The 19,025-nt window shown below is 61.8% G+C and carries 15 protein-coding genes; 7 read left to right on the forward strand and 8 right to left on the reverse strand.

Annotated features, from left to right (window positions below):
- Position 1: 1 nt before the first annotated feature.
- The 4 genes from K1X71_07005 (at position 2) to K1X71_07020 (ending at position 5,262) form a co-directional block, all read left to right on the forward strand.
- Positions 2-1,552: a hypothetical protein gene (locus tag K1X71_07005; protein ID MBX7072882.1), complete on the forward strand. Its 1,551-nt coding sequence runs from the start codon at positions 2-4 to the stop codon at positions 1,550-1,552.
- 113 nt (positions 1,553-1,665) lie between these two features.
- On the forward strand, positions 1,666-2,667 hold the full coding sequence (locus K1X71_07010; protein ID MBX7072883.1) for a phytanoyl-CoA dioxygenase family protein: 1,002 nt from the start codon (positions 1,666-1,668) through the stop codon (positions 2,665-2,667).
- Between the two features lie 15 nt (positions 2,668-2,682).
- The gene (locus K1X71_07015; GenBank protein ID MBX7072884.1) at positions 2,683-3,621 is read left to right on the forward strand and encodes a sulfotransferase; all 939 of its coding nucleotides are present in this window, start codon (positions 2,683-2,685) and stop codon (positions 3,619-3,621) included.
- An 84-nt stretch (positions 3,622-3,705) separates the two neighbouring features.
- Positions 3,706-5,262 carry a hypothetical protein gene (locus K1X71_07020; protein ID MBX7072885.1) on the forward strand — a complete coding sequence of 519 codons (1,557 nt, stop codon included), beginning with the start codon at positions 3,706-3,708 and terminating at the stop codon, positions 5,260-5,262.
- A 13-nt stretch (positions 5,263-5,275) separates the two neighbouring features.
- Here K1X71_07020 and K1X71_07025 read toward each other — a convergent pair whose 3' ends face one another.
- Positions 5,276-7,171, reverse strand: a complete 1,896-nt coding sequence (locus tag K1X71_07025) for an ABC-F family ATP-binding cassette domain-containing protein (GenBank protein ID MBX7072886.1) — start codon at positions 7,169-7,171, stop codon at positions 5,276-5,278.
- 221 nt (positions 7,172-7,392) lie between these two features.
- On the opposite strand from K1X71_07025, the gene K1X71_07030 reads away from it, so the two are divergent.
- Positions 7,393-8,172, forward strand: a complete 780-nt coding sequence (locus tag K1X71_07030; protein MBX7072887.1) for a methyltransferase domain-containing protein — start codon at positions 7,393-7,395, stop codon at positions 8,170-8,172.
- A gap of 26 nt (positions 8,173-8,198) precedes the next feature.
- Here K1X71_07030 and ndk read toward each other — a convergent pair whose 3' ends face one another.
- Positions 8,199-8,660 (reverse strand): nucleoside-diphosphate kinase, encoded by a 462-nt coding sequence (gene ndk, locus K1X71_07035; GenBank protein MBX7072888.1) that lies wholly within the window; start codon positions 8,658-8,660, stop codon positions 8,199-8,201.
- Between the two features lie 113 nt (positions 8,661-8,773).
- On the reverse strand, positions 8,774-9,967 hold the full coding sequence (locus K1X71_07040; GenBank protein ID MBX7072889.1) for an acyl-CoA dehydrogenase family protein: 1,194 nt from the start codon (positions 9,965-9,967) through the stop codon (positions 8,774-8,776).
- A 254-nt stretch (positions 9,968-10,221) separates the two neighbouring features.
- Between K1X71_07040 and K1X71_07045 the strand changes: the two genes are divergently transcribed.
- Entirely contained in the window at positions 10,222-11,712 is a 1,491-nt protein-coding gene (locus K1X71_07045; GenBank protein ID MBX7072890.1) for a hypothetical protein, read from the forward strand.
- Positions 11,713-11,781: 69 nt separating this feature from the next.
- Here K1X71_07045 and K1X71_07050 read toward each other — a convergent pair whose 3' ends face one another.
- The 5 genes from K1X71_07050 to K1X71_07070 all read right to left on the reverse strand — a co-directional run bounded on the left by K1X71_07050 (position 11,782) and on the right by K1X71_07070 (position 18,672).
- Positions 11,782-13,119, reverse strand: coding sequence for a Gfo/Idh/MocA family oxidoreductase (locus K1X71_07050; protein ID MBX7072891.1), 1,338 nt, complete (start codon positions 13,117-13,119; stop codon positions 11,782-11,784).
- A gap of 96 nt (positions 13,120-13,215) precedes the next feature.
- Positions 13,216-16,155: a HEAT repeat domain-containing protein gene (locus K1X71_07055; GenBank protein ID MBX7072892.1), complete on the reverse strand. Its 2,940-nt coding sequence runs from the start codon at positions 16,153-16,155 to the stop codon at positions 13,216-13,218.
- A gap of 39 nt (positions 16,156-16,194) precedes the next feature.
- Entirely contained in the window at positions 16,195-16,815 is a 621-nt protein-coding gene (locus K1X71_07060; GenBank protein MBX7072893.1) for an HAD family phosphatase, read from the reverse strand.
- 164 nt (positions 16,816-16,979) lie between these two features.
- Positions 16,980-17,303: a hypothetical protein gene (locus K1X71_07065; GenBank protein ID MBX7072894.1), complete on the reverse strand. Its 324-nt coding sequence runs from the start codon at positions 17,301-17,303 to the stop codon at positions 16,980-16,982.
- 217 nt (positions 17,304-17,520) lie between these two features.
- Positions 17,521-18,672, reverse strand: coding sequence for an aminotransferase class V-fold PLP-dependent enzyme (locus K1X71_07070; GenBank protein MBX7072895.1), 1,152 nt, complete (start codon positions 18,670-18,672; stop codon positions 17,521-17,523).
- Between the two features lie 165 nt (positions 18,673-18,837).
- Here K1X71_07070 and K1X71_07075 point away from each other — a divergent pair, with 165 nt between their 5' ends.
- Entirely contained in the window at positions 18,838-19,020 is a 183-nt protein-coding gene (locus K1X71_07075) for a hypothetical protein (GenBank protein MBX7072896.1), read from the forward strand.
- The last annotated feature ends 5 nt before the right edge of the window (positions 19,021-19,025 follow it).

Here is a 19,025-nt window from a genome sequence, read left to right on the forward strand (position 1 = left end):
CATGTCTTTCTGGCGTCTGCCTGCTTCGACGGCATTGCCCGTCTCGACGCTCTTGATCTCGCTGGCCTGCTCGTCCGCGCCGGCGCGCGGGCGTGATGTCTTTTTGACCATTGGCGGCGGCGGCACACCCAGCGGCAATCAGGTGTCGCTGGAGAAGAACGTGCTCTATTTTCAGCGCGTGCTGCGGGCGCTCGATCTGGCCGATCTGCGGCACGACATTCTCTTTGCCGATGGCGCCGATCCGGGACGCGACCTGCAATTGATCGACCCCGACGCGCAGATTCCGCCCGCTAACCGGCTGCTGGCGCAACTGTGCGGACAGGAAGATGGCGTCGACGATCAATACCGCACGCACGAGATTCCCGGTTTGCGCGGGCCGTCGACCCGCGCGGAAATAGAGCGCTGGTTCGACGAGACGAAGGGCGACCTCGGCGCTGGCGACCGGCTGTTGATTTACTTCACCGGGCATGGCGGCAAGGCCAAGAACCAGTCTGAAAACCACATGCATCTGTGGAACGGCGAAAAGCTGACCGCCAAGGAGATGGCGGCGTTGCTCGACAAGCTGGCGCCGGAAGTGGAGGTGACGCTGGTGATGGTGCAATGCTACTCGGGCGGGTTCGCGAATCTCATCTTTGGCGAGGCCAATCCTGAGAAAGGCGCCACGGCCGCGCGGCGCTGTGGCTTCTTCGCCACCACACACGACCGCGTGGCCGCCGGCTGCACCGCCGACATCGACGAAGAGAACTATCAAGAGTACAGCAGCTTTTTTTGGGCGGCGCTAGCGGGCCAAAAGCGATTGGGCGAGGCAACGCCGCGCCCTGACTACGATGGCGACCGCCGCACCTCGTTCGAGGAGGCGCACGCGTACGCCTTGATTCATAGCGACACAATCGACGTTTCGATTCGCACCTCTGACGCGCTGCTCAAGGCGATTTCAAAGACCAAGGCCGAGGGGCACGACGACTTGCTCTCTGCCGACGCTCCCAAGGAAAAGTTGCTTTCGGCGGCGACGCCGGCCGATCGCGCCGCGCTCCACGGCCTGCTGGCGGCGCTCGAGCTAGAAGACGGCTGGACGGCGGAGGTTCGCAAGCTCGCTGATGAGCTCAAGGAAAAGAAAGAGACCAACGACGAAGAAAAAGGGAAGCTGCAGAGCGCCCATCGCAAGATCGCCGGCGAAGTCCTCAAGGCGCTCAAGCTGAAGTGGCCCGAGATTGGCAATCCGTGGAACGCCCGCGTCACAGAAATATTGACGGCCGATTCGCCCGCGCTGTTGGCCGCCGCGGAGGCGCACCCGCGCTTTAGCGAGCTAAACCAGTTGCACGAGCGTATCGCGGAAAGGAAACAAGATAGTCTCGATTTGCAGCGGCGCGCCGCCAAGTGCCAACGCTTCTTGGCCACGGCGGAGCGCGTGGCGCTAGCCGCCAATTTGCCGAAAGTCGCCAAGCCCGAAGAGATCTCTCGCTACCACGAACTGCTGGCGCTCGAGCGATCGACGCTGGCCGAGCCGCCGCCTCCGCTGCCCAATACGGGCGACACCGCGAGGAGGCGGTGAGGACGGTTGGTGATTGGTCGATGGCAATTGCAGCATTTCGATTCCCGCGCGGCGCGCTGTATAATGGGCCTTCCAAATTTCTATTGCGCCAGGCCCTCGCTTCAATTGCATAGATGTCAACGCCACCACTTTCGACTGAAGTGCCGGGCTATCGCAGCCGGTTTGGCGGATTTTGGGCGGACCGGCTAGATGCTCCGAGTGTGCTCAATCAAAAGCTGGAGTCGGGCGTTATCGCTTTAGATCAAGCTGAACTTTTTCAGCAATGGATCGACGAAGGTTTTGTGCTGCTGCCGGCCGCATTATCTCCCGAAACGGTTGACGAGGTTAACCGTGAGGTCGACAAGGCCTGGCGAGGCGAGTTCTCGAAGCTCTATTGCGAGTACCGTCAGGACAATACCTTCTATCGCCAGCCCATTCGATCGACCATGCGCGGGATGCGCACCAAGCTGCTCGATTTGTACTCTCAGTCGGCGCCGACGCGCGACGCTTTCTTCGTCAAGCCCTTGTTCGATTTCTTGTCGGCGCTGTTCGAGCGTCCGCCGATGGTGTTCCAAAGCCTGTACTTCGAGCGCGGATCGGAACAGCGCATGCACCAGGATTCCGCGTTTGTCAGAGTCGGCTCGCCAATGGATTTTGTCGGCGTGTGGGTCGCTCTTGAAGACATCCAACCCGGTTCGGGCGAATTGGAGTATTACTCAGGCAGCCATAAGCTGCCGGAATTTATTTGGGACAATCACAGCAAGAACATGCCAATGAGTTATTGGCAAACTCCCGCCCATCATCAGTATCTTGATTCGCTGCACGCGAATTCGCAGGAGGCCGGATTGCGCCGCGTGCAACACCGCCCGCGCAAGGGTGACATATTGGTTTGGCACGCCGATCTGGCGCATGGCGGCAGTCCGCACACCAACACCGACCTGACTCGCAAGAGCTTTGCCGTCCACATTTGCCCGCACGACGCCGCGCCCGAGTACTTTACGACAACCGGTTTTACGGGGCCGCTGGCGCATGCGTCGGGAGGCAAGTACGCCTACGAGCATCATCACCGGGCGCCAGCAACTTACTGGGACCGTGTCGCTTCGCGGATTCGCCAGTTCGCCACCGCCAAGTCCTGAAAGTAAAGTCGCCGCGTGCCAAACAAGCTACCCAACCTGTTTCTCATCGGCGCGATGAAGAGCGGCACGAGCACCCTTGCGAAGTGCCTTTCGGTCCATCCCGAGATTTTCATGTCGGAGCCGAAGGAAACCCATTTCTTCGTCGACGAACTAGGCGCCAAGCGGGGTTGGCAGTGGTACCGGGATTTGTTCGCGAACGCCGGCGACGTGCCGTTTGTCGCGGAGGCGAGCACCACTTACTCCATGCTGCCCCGCTTCGCCGGAGTGCCCGAGCGCATCGCGCGACATTGTCCGCAGGCGCGCATCATTTACATTGTGCGCGACCCCGTCGTGAGGGCCATTAGCCACTATTGGCATATGGTGCGTTGGCATGGCGAGTCGCGCGCGATGGCCGACGGAATCCGAGCCAATCCACATTGGCTGGACTACAGCGATTACGCGCGACAACTAACGCCGTACTGGCGATTGTTTGGGCGCGACCGAGTGTACGTCCTCACGCTCGAAGAGTTTTCGATTCGGCCGATTGAAGAAATGGCGCGATTATTGCGTTGGCTCGGCGTCGATGTTGCGCCGGCGGCCCAGTCCGCGTCGCTGCGCGAAAACGAGACACCGGCCGAGGTACGCGTCGCGCGAGCGCCGTTGGCTCGACTGGCGCACGCGCCAATTGTAAGGCAATCGATCCAGTGGGCGCCCTATCGCCTGCGCAACTATGCCTGGCGGTGGCTATCAAAGCCTGTCGATCATTGGCGCGAGCAGACGCAGTCGGTCATTGAGATGCTACGACCCAACGCGCAACTGCAAGCGAACGAATTGGCTCGGCAGCTAGGACGCGATTTTCCACAATGGACCACGCTTTGGGGAACTACGGCGCCCAACCTGGCGCCGGGAATCGCCGCCGAGGATGCCGCGTCGTTGCCGGCCGCGCCGCTGCGCTTGCCGCAGGCCACCAGTTAGTGGCCTCGCGCGCCCGTGTGTACAATTTGACCGGCTGGCAATTGCACGCTTTCAGAACCCAAGTGCGCCCGACTCGGAGCTTGCGTGAGCAGCGCCCCATCCAACCCGTTGGGTCCACCACCAAACAAGCGTTGGCGGCGCTGGGGGTTCCGCGCTTTATTGGCAATCGTAGCGCTGGCGCTGATCGCGCCGCGATTGATTGGCGACACTCCGCTGCGCAATTTCTTGCTGGGGGTCGCGCTACGCGACGCGCGCGGCACGCTGACGTGTGACAGCGCGTCGCTCGGCTGGTTCAGCCCGATCTCGTTTCGCGGTGTTCAACTGCAAGACGATCGTGGCGAGACGATCGCCAGCATCGACTCGATTCAAGGCAACACCGCGTTGTGGCGCATCGCGCTATTGCGCGACGACCTGGGACGCTTTGAGTTCCGACACCCGGCGGCGCACATCGTCATTGCCGACGATGGCAGCAACTTTTCGCGAGTCTTTCAAAAGAAGGACGATCAGGACAAGGAAGAAGAGACCCCACCGGCCGACAATCCGCTATCCGCGGTACCGCCTGTTTCGGTGGCGCTGAGCGTGGTCGACGCCGAAGTTTCGCTCGAGCGCGTCGCCGGCCCGATCGCGGCCGCCCATGCGCTGCATGATCCCAGTCGCTGGGTCGCGAAAGGCATTCAGCTCACGGCTGGCATCCGCCGCTCGCCGCAAGACCCGGCTGAGTCGATCTTGTTCGTCGAGCCGGGCCGGCTGATCGATCGCGCGGCAATCAATCGCGATGTGTCGGCCGCCTGGCTCCAGTACATCGCGCCGCTCTTGGCCGGCGCCACCCAGAGCGAAGGTTCGTTTTCGATCGATCTCGACGAGTGGCGCGTGCCGCTGTCGGCGCCGCGGCAGGCGCGCCTGGGCGGCGCGCTGACCTTGCATCATCTCGATGTGTCGCCAGGGCCGGTGGGGCAAGCGATCACCGAGTTTCTGCGACTGCCGCCATCGATCGTGGCCAGCGACGACACCACCGTGCGGTTTCACATGAGCGACGAAGTGGTGCGTCACGAAGGGATGCGCCTCTTGGTTGGCGGGCTGCCGGTCGTCACGCATGGCGCCGTGGGACTCGATCAAACGCTCGATATTGTCGCCGAGGTCACGCTGCCGGAGTTCGACAGTCAAGACGCCCCGGTTCGCAATGCCCTCAGTGGCCGTCAACTGGTGATCCCGATCCGCGGCACACTGGCCAAACCAGAAGTCGACGCGCAATCGCTGGCCAATAGCGGCATCGACCTATTGAACGATGTGCTGGCGAATCTCGGACAGCGGTTGCCAAACACAAGCGCCCCGCCTTCGGGTGAGGAAATACCGGTACCCGATCCCAACCATCCCAACGCCGCGGCGGTCGATTGGCAGTCGACGATCAATCAGGCGATACCCTTGGTGCAGGAAGCGCTGCGCCGCCGGCGGGAGCGGCAACAGCAGGCGGGAGCAGAGTCGGCGACGTCTCCGGAGGCATCGACGCCAGAAAATGCGGCCGTGCCAGATACTACCTCGCCCGAGGCGCCGCCGGGCCAGCGTCCATTCCGGCGCCGCGTGCGCCGCTTGCTCGATGTGCTAACCGAGCCCGCGCCAGCGGAACAGCCGCCGCCGAAGTGATCCGACGGCGCAGCTACCCGTTGAGTTCGCTGGCTTCTTCCCAGTGCTCCATGAGTCGAGTGATGGCGTTTCGTTCTTCGGCGATCTGCGACTTCGCCTCGCGCAGTCGCTCGCCACTGCGATACACCTCGGGATCGGCGAGTGAGGCCTCCAGCGCGGCGGCGCGCGTCTCGCGCTCGGCAATCTCTTTTTCGATATCCGACGCCTTGCGATACGGAAAACGCCGCTTGCGACGGGACACATTTTCCGCCGGCCTCGGCGGCACGACGGGCTGTTGCTCGCGCGTCGCGTCATCGGCCTTCCTGGGACCGGCGTCCAGCGCCGCCAGATGCAAATATGTTTCGTAGTTGCCTTCAATCACCCGAAAGCGATTTGGCTCCACCACCAACAGATGATCGGCGACTCGGTTCAAGAAGTAGCGATCGTGGCTCACGAAAAGCACTGTGCCGTCATACGCCAAAAGCGCCCGCTCCAAGGCGTCGCGGGCCCACAGGTCCAGATGATTCGTCGGCTCGTCGAGCACCAGAAAATTCGCGTCCGACGCCGACAGTTTGGCCAGCGCCGCGCGGCTGCGCTCGCCGCCGCTGAGACTCTTCACTTTTTGAAAGACCATGTCCCCCGTCAGGCCAAAGCGGGCTAACAGGTCGCGCCGCTGCGGCTCGCGAAACTCCTTGTGCGCCGGCCGGATGGCGTCGACCACCAGTTCTTCATCGCTCACCAGGTCAAGCCGTTGGTCGTAGTAGCCAAACTTGACTCCCGTCCCGATGATCGCTTGCCCCTCATCCGGCCGCTCCTCGCGAACGATACACCGCAAGAGCGTGGTCTTGCCGGTTCCGTTGGGCCCCAAAATTCCCCAACGCTGGCCGCGCAGCACGTCCCAACTCAAGTCTTGAAACAGCGGTCGATCGTAACTCTTTGACAGGTGCTCCACCCGCAAGGCCACATCGCCCGATCGCGACGCGGGCGGAAAACCAAAGGCCGGCGACTCGATCGCCTTGGGAGGATTGACGCGCTCGACGCGGGCCAGCTTCTTCTCGCGATCCTTGGCCTGGGCGCTCTTTTGGCCATACGCGTTGCGGCGAATGAAGTCCTGAGTCTTGGCGATGAACTCTTGCTGCTTCTCCCAGGTACGGCGCTGCACTTCGAGCCGCTCGGCCTTTTGCCGCCAATACGCCGAGAAGTTCCCCACGTAACGATCGATCGTGCCGTGAAATAATTCCAGCGTGTGATTGGTGACCTTGTCCAGAAAGTAGCGGTCGTGACTGACGACGATCATCGCCTGCTGGCTCTGCGCCAGAAAGCTCTCCAACCACTGAGTGGCGTCGATATCGAGGTGATTCGACGGCTCGTCGAGCAACAACAGGTCGGCCTCGGCGAGCAGCAGCTTTGCCAGTAGCAGACGATTCTGCTGGCCGCCGCTGAGCGTTTCGACCGGCTGCTGATACGCCTCACGGGCAAAGCCCAGGCCATCCAGCACATGCTCCACGCGATGATCGAGATGGTACGCGCCGCGGCGGTGAACTTCGTCTTGCAGCCGCTCGTAGCGAGCCGCCAAGCGATCGTGGTTGTCCGGGGTCGCGGTGGCCAGCGCATGCGCGGCGGCTTCGGCCTCATCGGCCAGATCGATCAATTCCGACAACCCACTATGCGCCTCCTGCCACAGCGTGCGACCGGCATCGAACGTGGGATGTTGTTCGAGGTAGGCCATGCGGGCGGAGGAGTGCAACTCGCAGGCGCCGCGATCGGCGGCCAACTTGCCCGCGATAATCTTAATGAGTGTGCTTTTGCCGGCGCCGTTGGGGCCGACGAGCCCGTGCTTCTCGCCGGGGCGCACCTCCAGCGCTACGCCGTCGAGCACTGGCTCAGGGCCGTAGTGCTTTGCCAGATCGTCGATTTGCAAGAGGATCATGGAAACGCGCGCTGCTATTCAGGCCGTGACAGCCCACTGGAAAACCAACAATTTTGGCGAGCGAGCGCGATTCGGGCAATGAGCGCTAGCAGAAAACGGCTGCGATGCCGCACATTGGACGCCATTTTAAGTTTTGCGTCGCAATGAAACGACCCTGCTGCTCCGCTTCTCCATTGCTCGACAATCCCTAGAATTGGGGACCAGCCAACCCTCAAGCAACAATGAACAACAAAGATCGGCAGCGCACGAGCCCGCCGCAGCGCATCGAACGCGAATTTGGCGTGCCGGTGCCGGGCGAGATACTCCCTCCCGAGCACTGGACGAAGACGGCGCTCAAGCGGCTGCCAGATGGACCGCTCGATTGGAACGAGCTTTTCGGCCGACAAGCGCCGCGCATCCTGGAACTAGGCTGCGGCAACGGTCGCTACCTCATCGGCAGCGCGCTGGCTCGGCCGCAGGCCGATCACATCGGTGTGGACGTGCTGCCGGTGGTAATTCGCTACGCCACGCGGCGAGGCAACCAACGAGGCTTGGCGAACCTTCGCTTCGCCGTGCGCGATGCCGAAAGTTTCGTCGCTCACAACGTGGCGCCGGGCAGCATCGACGAAATTCACATCTACCACCCGCAGCCGTACTACCATCCGGCGCAGGTTGGCAAGCGGTTGCTCAAGCCTGCGTTTCTCGCGGTGCTGCATGGAGCGCTCACGCCGGGAGGCAAGTTGTTTTTGCAGACCGATCATCCGGCGTATTGGCGCTACATTTTGTCGGCGGCGCCCCTATTCTTCGAATTTCGTGAGCGCGGCGAGCCGTGGCCCGACACGCCGCGCGGCCGCACACGGCGCGAGATTATCGCGCGGCGAGCGGGCTTGCCGATCTTTCGCGGCGAAGGGCGCGCTCGCACCGGTCTCGACGCCGCGGAAGCGCAGCGCATCGCCGAGTCACTACCGCCACCAGTGTTCAACGCCGATCGGCGACTGCAAGCGCTCGACCAGTTGGAGTGAATAGCGACGAACCGTACGATTGGCCGTTAGCTTTCGTCGCCGGCGCGCAGCCACGGCGTGACGGTTGGCTCGTAAGCGCAAAGCTGGTCTTTGGTGAAGTACAGCTCAATTTCGCGGGCAGCGGCCTCGGGGCCGTCGGAGGCATGCACCAGGTTCATCTGGCGGCTGGAACTGAAATCGCCGCGAATGGTGCCGGCCGCCGCCTTCAATCCGCTGGTGGCGCCAAGCATTTCGCGCACTACGCGGATGGCTTCTAGCCCTTCGATCACCGCCGCCACGATTGGGCCGCCGGTGATGAACTTTTCGAGATTCGGATAGAACGGCTTGCTGACGTGCTCGGCATAGTGCTTCTTGGACAATTCCGGCGTGACCACCATCATGCGCATGGCGACCAGATTGAGTCCCTTGTCCTCGAACCGAGTCAGAATGCGGCCGATCAACCGGCGTTGTACGCAATCGGGCTTGAGCAGAATGAGCGTGCGTTCCATGACTGTGCCTCTCTCTGGGGGGCGCGGAGTCGGAAATTCGCGCCAGTTGTTTCGCTGGGAAAAGCGAGAGTTTAGGGAATTCGGCGACGCGGCTCAAGCCAGCGGCCAGCGCGTTAAATGCCCATCTGCTTCGCGATGATGTCGTACATCACCTCGGTGGCGCCGCCGCCGATGCGATCGAGTCGAATATCTCGGTAGGCGCGCTCGATCTGGTATTCGGCGAAGTAGCCGTAGCCGCCGTGCAATTGCAGGCAATCGTCGATGATCCGAAACGCGGCTTCGCTGGCAAACGCCTTGGCCATGGCCACCTCCTTGAGCGAAGGTATGCCACGAACGACGCGCCAAGCGGTGGTGTAGGTCAGGTGCCGCATCGCCTCCAGCTCCATGTAGCTCTTGGCGAGTCGCTGCTTGGTGACTTGCATATCGGCCAATCGGCCGATGCCAAACGGACGCTCCTGGGCGTAGCGCACCGTGTGTTCCAATGCCCACTCGGCGGCGCCAATGCAGCCAGCGGCAATGACGAGGCGCTCGTTCTCGAAGCAACTCATGATTTGATAGAAGCCGCGGTTCTCCACCCCCAAAAGCGCATCGCCAGCGAGCGGGGCATTGTCAAAGGTCAAAAGACCAGTGTCGGAGGAGCGGCGCCCCAGCTTGCCTTTCATTTCCTCGATCAAGAAGCCCGGCGTCTCGCGAGGAACCAGAAACATGCTGATGCCGCGGTGGCCGGCCGAGGGATTGGTCTTGGCGGCGATGCAGAACATGTCGGCATGCAGCGAGTTGGTGATAAAGATCTTTGATCCATTGAGCTTCCAACCTTCGCCATCGCGGCGCGCGGTGGTCTCAATGGCCGACACATTGCTACCCGCGCCAGGCTCGGTAATGCCGAGCGCGGCAACCTTGCGCCCGGCAACGAGGTCGGGCAGCCAGCGGCGCTTTTGGGCATCGCTGCCAAAACGCACCAGGTGCGGCATGGCGATCTCGCTGTGCGCGCCGTAACCCATGCCGATCCCCGAACAGCGCGCCCGCGATAGTTCTTCGGCGATGACGATTGCCATCCGCACATCGGCCCCGAGTCCGTCGTACTCCTCCGGAACGCAGTGGCCGAACAGACCCAACTCGCCGCCGCGGAGAAACATGGACTTAGGGATGCGGCCGGCGGCCTCCCAGGCTTCGGCGTGCGGATCGACCTCGCGCTCGATGAACTGCCGAACCGTGCGGCGCAGAATGTCGTGTTCTGCCGCGAACAGATAATGCGAGCCGTCGCTAGCGGCGGCGCCAGCATCGGGGTTGGAAGCGAGTGTCGCCATTGATTCACCCAAATCTGTACATGCAGGCCGTTTTCAGGCAGCAGCCAATCTAGCATCAGGCGCTGCGATTGTCCCTTGGCGCGCGGAATGCCGAGCGAAATCTCGCAGCCTTCCTAGATTGGCGCGCAAATCGGTAAGGCAGGGAGCATTTTCTAGTCAGCGAGAGTTTGACGAAAGTCTCGACTCTGACGGTCCGATAGATTGGCCGAGCATAGACCATTTTGTTGGTAGTTCACTGCTATCGGATGTCAGGCATGACTGCGAATCAGCGCAAGCACCTTGGTGGCGCCATCTCCGGATTGTTGGCGCTCATTTCTTGCTTTGGCTTGGCCGCCAACGCGCAGGCCGATGGCTGGCGTCGGCCTGGGACGACGGCCGAATCGTCGCCGCGTGAGACGGCCCGGCGTGAGACTCCGCCGCGCGCCATGCCGGCCGCCGAGCAGTCGCCGGCCAGCGAAGAAGGCCCTGCGCTCTTTGCCCCCGAAGCGGTGAAGGCAAGCTACACACCTGCCCGGCGCGCGCCGCGCAAGCGATTGCCCGCGCCAGAACTACCGCCCGTCGAGGAGGTGCAAGATGCGCCGGACGACTGGGCCGAACAAGCAATGCATCAGCGGCGCGGCGCCGATATGGAAGCCGGTGGAGTGGCGCCCGCTTCGCATCGCTCGATGGTGATCAACAATGCGCGTCAGGCGCCGCCATCGGCGTATTCGGGCGACCGTCCCACCGGGCCGACGCCGGCCCAAGAAGAACTTCCGCTGATTGATGATTCGCTGGAAACGGAACCTCGGTCGGGCGCACGTGGCCCCGCGCCGCCAATCAATGGCGATCAATTCTTGATGAGCGACGCTGATCCCGACTTCATGTTCGAAGACCAGCAATTTGGCGGTGATTGCGCGGAGTGTGGATCGTGCGATACTTGCGGGCCATCCTGCGGGGGCGGCGGATGCGGGCATCACGGTTGGCTTCAGAACCTCAGTGTGTTTGGCGGTTTTCATGCCTTCAAGGGACCAGTCGACCGTGGCCAAAACGGCAACTTCGGTTTGCATGAAGGCATCAACTGGGGCTCGGCCCTCTGGTACGCGCGGCGACTTGGGTACCAGGTGGGTGGTCAAATCTTGCACAGTGATTTGTCGGGCAACAACAACTTCTTTCGCACTTCGGCCAGCCGAACGCAGTACTTCATCACGGTGGGCATGTTCCAGCGAGCCATCGCCGGCGACCCCTGGCAATGGGGCGTGGCCTTCGACGGGCTGAACGACGAATACTTCGTCAATCAGCGCATGAGCAAGGTGCGCGCTGAGATCAGCTTTGTCGGTTCGCAGGGTGAAGAACTCGGTTTTTGGACCAGTGTGGGCACCGACTCGGCGACTGCCAACTACGAGAACAACGGACAGTTGATCACCACCACTTGGGAATCGGTCGATCTATTCGCGTTCTTCTATCGCAAGACGTTTAGCAATTTTGGCCAAGGTCGAGTGTGGGGCGGATTCACTGACACTTCCGATGGTCTGTTCGGCGGCGACTACCGCGTGCCGCTCGGCAATTATTTGGCCATCAGCGGCAACGCCAACTACCTGATCCCCAGTCAAGGGGGCGCGAACGGCGGGGTGAATCAGGAGTCGTGGAATCTGAGCATGAACCTGGTGTGGCACATCGGCGGCGGCGCCACCGCGTCGAGCTGCAGCCCTTGGCGGCCGCTGTTCGATGTGGCTGACAATTCGATCTTCATGATGCGGACGAAATAGGTCGGCGGACGGCTTGTTCGAGGCAGTAGCGCCGCGCCGGGCAACGCGTGGCTACCACTGGCCAGACTGTTATGTCTGAGTCCTCGGCACGGCCCAATGCCCCTCGCGATACGTGCGACCGACCAGCCGATCGGCTTCGTTGTCGCCAACGATTCTTTCACTGGTCGAATCGAACTGAAGTTGGCGACCAACTCGGCAGGCGATGTTGCCGAGGTGGCAGAGCGCCGTAGAAAAGTGACTGATTTCGATGTCGGCGTTCGGGCGATTGCCCGATCGAATGCAATCGATGAAGTTGCGATGGTGGGGCGTTCCCAACTCGTCGGCCTTCATCGAATCGATCAGTTTGTTCTTGCGGCCATATAACTGCCAGCCCGCCTTTTTACCGAGTACCAGCAAGCCATCAGTTCCATAGAAGGCATTGCCGTTCTCGTGCCCTTCTTGCACATACGGCGACCAAAGCCGCATCTCGAAAACAAGTTGCCGCTTGTGCCCGACTGTCCCATCGCCTGCGTACTCGAAGGCCACGTATTGCGTGTCGGGGAATTGTTGATCGTCGTCGAAGCGATACTTGCCGCCCAGCGCCGCGACTCGATTGGGATGGGATTCGACGCCGAGGCCCCAACGGGCGATATCGACTTCGTGAATGCCGTCGTTGCCCATGTCGCCAGTGCCGAAGTCGTGCCACCAATGCCAGCCGTAATGAAAACGATTGGCCTGAAAGGGAACAAACGGCGCCGGCCCGATCCAGGCGTCGTAATCGACCCCGGCGGGCGGTTCGCTCGGTTGGACTCCGCGGCCAATCTCGCCGCGCAGTTGACTGTTCCAGGCCTTGGCGACCAACACATCGCCAATGGCGCCTTGCCGTAGTAGTTCAAACGCCTTTTGAATATGCGCGGCGCTACGGCTTTGCGTGCCGACCTGCACCACGCGATTGTGGCGGCGAGCGGCCTCGATCATCATGCGCCCTTCGCGAATGTTGTGAGCGCAGGGCTTTTCGACATAGACGTGCTTGCCGGCCTGGCACGCCAGGATGGCCGCGGGTCCGTGCCAATGATCGGGTGTCGCGACGATGACGGCGTCTACCGATTTGTCGTCAAGCACTTGGCGGAGGTCGCTGACAACTTGCGGACGCTTTTGAGTGATTTCCTCAATCTTGGCGGCCGCCTCATGGGCACGGCTGGCATCCACATCGCAGACGTAGGCCAACTCGACGTCGGGTTGACCGGCAAAGCTGCGCGCCAGGAACGAGCCTTGTCCGCCACAACCGATCGCCCCAAACACCAGTCGCTCGCTGGCCTCCGCACGCGCGGCGCCCGGCACGGCCATCACCGCCGCGGCGACCGCGGCGCCGGCGAGAAAACCACGACGATCAGGCGCCGCGTCTGGGCGATCTTGGCCGAATTGCATGTGCGAATCCCACAACGTGGCGAGAGTATGGCCGTAATGAGGACAGTGGAACACACGGGCGATGGGTTCGCAAATTTGTCGCCGCGCAAGACGCGACTAAGGCCCCTTGAGACTGGTGAGATAGGCCAGCAAGTCGGCGGCGTCTTGCGCCGTGACTTCCTGCAACACCAATTCGGGCATCAGCGACTTGGTCTGCGCTTCGATCGATTCGATCTGGTCGACTGGAATGCGCATGATGCGATTCTCGGCGTCCTTCAGCACTACCTCGCGGTCGTCGCGTTGGGCCACAAATCCCAGGTGGATCTGGCCTGCGCTGGTCTCAATCAAGTACGGAACATACTCGGGCGCGATCGCCTTGGAAGGTTGCAAAATGGTTTCCAAGAGCGCCGCTCGCTCGTACTTCTTGCCAATGGTGGTCAGGTCGGGACCGATGGCCCCCCCTGCTCCGCCAATGGCATGACACTTGTTGCACTGCGCCGCGGCGCTGCGCAAGAACACCTCGCGACCGCGCCGCGCGTCGCCCGCCAATTCAAGAATCGCAGCGGCGGAAACGTCGCTGCCCAATCGCTTGGGTTTGCGATCCTCGGGCACGAAGCGATCGTACAGCACGCGCACATTGGTGTCTGGATGTTTGATGGCCGCGGCGATGGCCACCTCGCTCAAGGCGCCAGACAACTTGCCAGAATCGATCCACTTGTAAAGCGCGATTGCGCCGGCCGACTCATGCGCCATCTGACCGACGATCTGCCGCCGCATGGCTTCGTCGGCGGCGGCGAACAAATCGGCGAGCGGAAGCCAGGCCTGCATGCGAATCAGCGTGTCGAGCGTCAAATGCCGAGTCATGTCGTCCGGCGATGCAGCTAGCGCCGCGAGTTTACGTTCGGCCTCGGCTGGTCGAATTCGCGCCAGCGCCACGGCGGCCGCCTGCCGATCGGCTGCTTTCAGCGAACTGTCGGCCAGCAAATCGATCAGCGCGTCGCCCTGCGAAGTAATGGCGTGTTCAGCAATCAACTCGATGGCGGCGCCGCACAAGGTGGGCTCGACAAGTACTGCGCGGAGATCGCCATCGAAACCGGCGTCGTCGCGCAGCGGTTTCCAGGCGCCAGCCAGATTGCGACTCACGAGCTTCAAAGTCGTGGCGCGAACCTCGGCGCCAAATTGAGGATTGCGCGCCACGCTCCAAACCGCGCGGCCCGCCTGGGGCGAGTCGATCCATGACAGACGATTCACGATGGCGGGCACGCGTTCAGGCGCGCTCGCTCGTTCCAGTTCGGCGGCCAGCATCGTCGCCGCGCGATCCGAGTCGAGGGCTTGCAACAGATCGAAGCGTTCAAGAGATGTCGATTCTGGCCGCGAAACAACATCGAACAGTTCGGCCTTGTTCGACCTGGCGGCGATGTGCATCGCTTCCGTCAGATAGCGATCGCCATCGCGATAGCCCCTGGCGTACCGCAACAAGGCTTGGCGGCCCGCGTCGGTCGGGGATTGACCGATGGCCAGCAGCGCCTCGCGTTGGACGCCTGGCGATTCGTCTCCCAGCCGCTCCAAGATCAGTGGCATGTATTGTTCGCCATGCCGAGCGAGAATGCGCACAGCCAGTTCGCGATCACGCGGCGCTTTGCTCGAGAGTTGCTGAACGACCGCTTGCCGCGCATCCCCGCCAATGCGGTCTAATAGCCACAACGCTCGTGCGGCCAGTTCTGGCTGAGCTGTTGCAACTAGCGATTGCAAAGCGGGGACTGTTTCCGCCGGAGTCGCCAGCAGATGCTCGCGAGCGAGGAATTGCGTTGCCAGATTGGGACTGGCAAGCGCGGCCAGCGCAGCGCTGGCAGTTGTATACGGTCCGGGTTTCGCGAGCGGTGGCTCTAGCGCCACGCTCGGTTTTAGTCGGTAGATGCGGCCTTGATGGGGGTTGTTGTAGGCATGCCCGCCCACACCGCCGTCGTACCAATCGGCGATGAACAGCGTGCCATCGGGCGCCACGCAAATATCATCGGGGCGAAAGTAGTCGTCGCCTTGGCTGGTAATCAGCAATTCGCTGGTGGCGGTCATGCCAGCGCCCGACGGCGTATGTCGATATGCGCGAACCTCGCGTGGCCCGGCATCGCAGTGCAGCGCGGCGCCGCGCAGCTTGGGAAAGGCGGCGCCTTCATAACAGCAAATGCCACACGGCGAACCAAATCCGGTGACCAGCGTGGCCGGCACAAAGCCGGGCACATGCCCCCGAAAATGCCAATGCTCGCCAAACGGCGTGCCGGGTGGAACTTTGGCGGGAGGATGACCAAACCAACCATAGTCGCCCCCTGCCATGATCCAGCAAATGCGCGCGCTCTGGTTGCCATCGTTGTCGTTGTCGCTGCAAATCACTTCGCCAAATGAATTGACGCATAGCTCGTAAGGGTTGCGAAAATTGACGGCGACCGTTTCGAGTCGCGTGCCATCCAACTCGCCGCGCAGCATGGCGCCCCACTGGTATTTGATATGCGATCCGTCGGCGCCAGTGACGTCGAAACCGCCGTCGCCATGCGCCATCCACCACTTATGATCAGGACCGAGCACCAGGCTGTGCGCGCCGTGGTCGTGATTGTGCCCGCCAAAGCCGGTAAGAAGCTTTTTTGGTGGGCCATCGGCGCGAAGATCGCCATCGTTGTCTTCAAAGACCCACAGGTCCGGACTGGTGGCGACGTACACCTTGGGCCCGGCAACGCAAACGCTCATGGGACAGAACAGTCCTTCGGCGAACACGGTCGCGCGATCCGCACGTCCGTCGCCGTCAGTGTCTTGGAGCACTTTGATTTTGTCGGCTGGCGGCATCTTTGCCTGGCCGCGGTAGTGCTGAATCTCGGCAACCCAGACTCGACCCTGAGTATCGACATCGATGGCGGCCGGATTGGTGAGCAGCGGTTCGGCGGCAAACAATTCCACCACGGCGCCGGCCGGAGATTGCAGCTTTTTGACGGCCTCCTCTGGTGGAAGTTGCGCCAGCGCGGACGATGAGATGAAAATGAAAAGCAGCGTTTTTGCGGCGAATCGCACCATCCACTCCCAGGCCATTCGGTCTTGATGGCTTCAGCTTTAGTAGTTGAATCGCAAGCCACGGGCGCGCAAATCGCGCACCAATTGACTGTTGCCTACATATTGCACGGCGTCGAACCCGGCGTCACGCGCCCCTTCGACATTCCCCAGAACATCGTCAACGAAGAAGATCTCGGCCGGCGCCACGCCAGCCAACTCGGCGGCGGCGTGATAGATCTTTGCTTCAGGCTTGACGGCGCCTATGCGGAAGCTCAATGCCAATGTTTCAAACGGCTTGGGAATCAGGCTATACCGACCGTCCGCAAAAAAATTGTAGTGCAACTCGTTGGTGTTCGAGAGCAATCCTAGTCGATAGCCGGCGCCCCACAGACTGGCCAGCACGCCGCAGGTTGAGACGTTCACTTCAAAGATGTCGCTCGCCGCAACGGCCAGTTGCGACAAGGGTGGCCGGCGCTCGATCTGCTGGCAAATTCGCTCGTAGAATTCAGCCGTGCCAATATCGCCTCGCTCGTAATCGATTTCCAAGCCAGTATCGAACAACGCGTGGCGCACTGACTCTGTTTCGACGCCCGCCACCTGCGCTATCTGCCGGCACATGCGCGCATGGCTGAACTTCAGGAGCACGCCGCCGAGGTCAAAGTACAAAAACTGGATCGCCATACCGCCAATCGCTTCGTGCTGGTTCGTATTTGGGTGCCACAAGATTACGAACCACGGCGGCGAATATCCAGCAGTCCTATATCCCGCGCGCGAAAAAAACCTTCCGCCTGTCGCCAAGCGGAAGGTTCGCATTGCGCCATCACAGCGCCGGCTGTTTGACCGCGTTAGCGGTTGAAGTAGAAGCCGAACCCGCCACCGGGATATCCGTAGCTCGGATACCGGAAGCCCGGAGCGCCAAAGCCGGCGCCATAACCGGCCCCATAGCCCATCCCGTAGCCGGCGCCGTAGCGGAAGCCGCTGCCATAGCTTCCGGGGAATCGACCGTAAGGAGCACAGTGTGGCCGATAATGATTGTGGTGTCCGCCCCAATAGTTGCTCTGCCAACCATTTCCGTAACCGCCGCCATGGCCCCACCCACCAGCCATGACAGTACCGGAGGCAAACGTCATGCTCGCCAGCACGACCAGGGCCAACAGTCCGCGTTTCATCGCATGTTCCTTTCTGTTTGGCGAAGCGCCGCGATGAGGTTCCAACTCATCGCTCGTTGCGAAGGCAATACTTCGCACCGGGCGTGCCAAATATCTGGGACCAGGAGAAACGCCGCAAAACCGGGACAAATCGAGCAGATTGCCATGCCGCGGCGCATTTACACCAGGTCAAAATGATGGCGCGCGCCGTCGTATTGATAATGCAGCGGATGCGAAACTAGCGAGTAGCAGTGACCAAGGCGTCGATGAGGCGGTCGAGATCGTCGTCGTTTTGGTAAACGTGCGGACTGAGCCGCAACCTTCCCGCACGATGATTGACGATCACGTCGCGCGTGGCGCAGTGGCGCCGTAACTGGGCAGGGTCGCGGCCGGGCAGTTCGCACGCAACGATCCCGCTGCTATGGCCATCTTCGCGGCGACTGACGATGCGCGCTCCGATTCGGGTCAGTCGATCGCAGAGACGGTCGGTGTATTCCAGCAGTCGCTCGGAGATTCGATCAATGCCATAGGTTTCCAACAACCGCAGACTGGCGCCCAGGGCCAAGCAGCCCGCCAGATTTTGCGAACCTCCTTCGAATCGAGAGGCGGCCGGCTTGAGATCCAGATCAGTCCTAGTGAAGTCGCCGGCATGGCGCACGCTATGCCAGCCCACATTGAGCGGCCGCAGTTCCTCAAGTCGGCTGCGGCGGATATAGAGCAGCCCGGCGCCTTCGGGGCCGAGCATCCATTTGTGCCCATCGGCGGCGAGGAAGTCGATTCCAAGCTGATCGACCTGAAGCGGCAGCACGCCCAATCCCTGGATGGCGTCGACCAGCAAGGCAATGCCGCGATCCTGCGCAAGCGCGGCGATCTGCTCGAGATGGTTGCGCCAGCCGGTCGCATATCCGACCCAGCTTACGGCAATCAGGCGTGTGCGCTGGTCGCAAGCAGCGGCTAGCGCATTCAGGTCGAGAGCTTCGCTATTGGCAGGCACGCGGCGCGTTTCGACGCCTCGGCTTTGAAGGTTGAGCCAAGGGTAAAGATTCGAGGGAAATTCGTACGGCGGCACGACTACGTTGTCGCCGGGACGCCACGGAAAACCCTCGGCCACCAATCCGATTCCCTGCGTGGTGTTGCCGACCAGAGCTATCTCGTCGACATGTGCGCCAATGAGCCGTGCCGCGGTCTGCCGGGTGGCCTCGGCGCCTAGCTCCCATTGGCTCCACAACTTGGCGCCGCTATTGGCCAATTGCTCGGCGTATTCAACTAGCGCGGACGCCGCCGGCTGAGAAAGGGGCGCCACCGCCGCATGATCGAAGTAGGCGTACCGCTGGGCCACGGGCATTTGAGCCCGAAACTGCTCCCAAGTTGGCGGTGCTACAGTCGACATAGCCAGTCCGATTTCCGCCAGGGCAAAACTGGTGATGAGCAAGGCGAAGTTTGCCGAATCACGTATGCAAGGCGGCGGGCGAACCTCGTGGCCCTGAGGGCCAGCGCCAACTATACTCGGAACACTTGCCGCCCCCTACCGATCCGCTTGCAGGAGTCTGTTGGAATGCCGAAGGCCCTCACCATCTCAGGGCTGGTTGTCTCAGCCTTGTTGATTCTGGTTTTTGGCGCGGATCTGGCGATCGGTGTCCCGCTAGGCGGGGTCAGCAAACTGATGGATAGCTTGTTTGTGGTGGCCGCCGCCATACTGGGGTATATGAGCTGGAGCTCATTTCGAGAGCAAGCATAGTCTCA

It is taken from the genome of Pirellulales bacterium (assembly GCA_019694455.1).
GTDB lineage: Bacteria > Planctomycetota > Planctomycetia > Pirellulales > JAEUIK01 > JAIBBY01.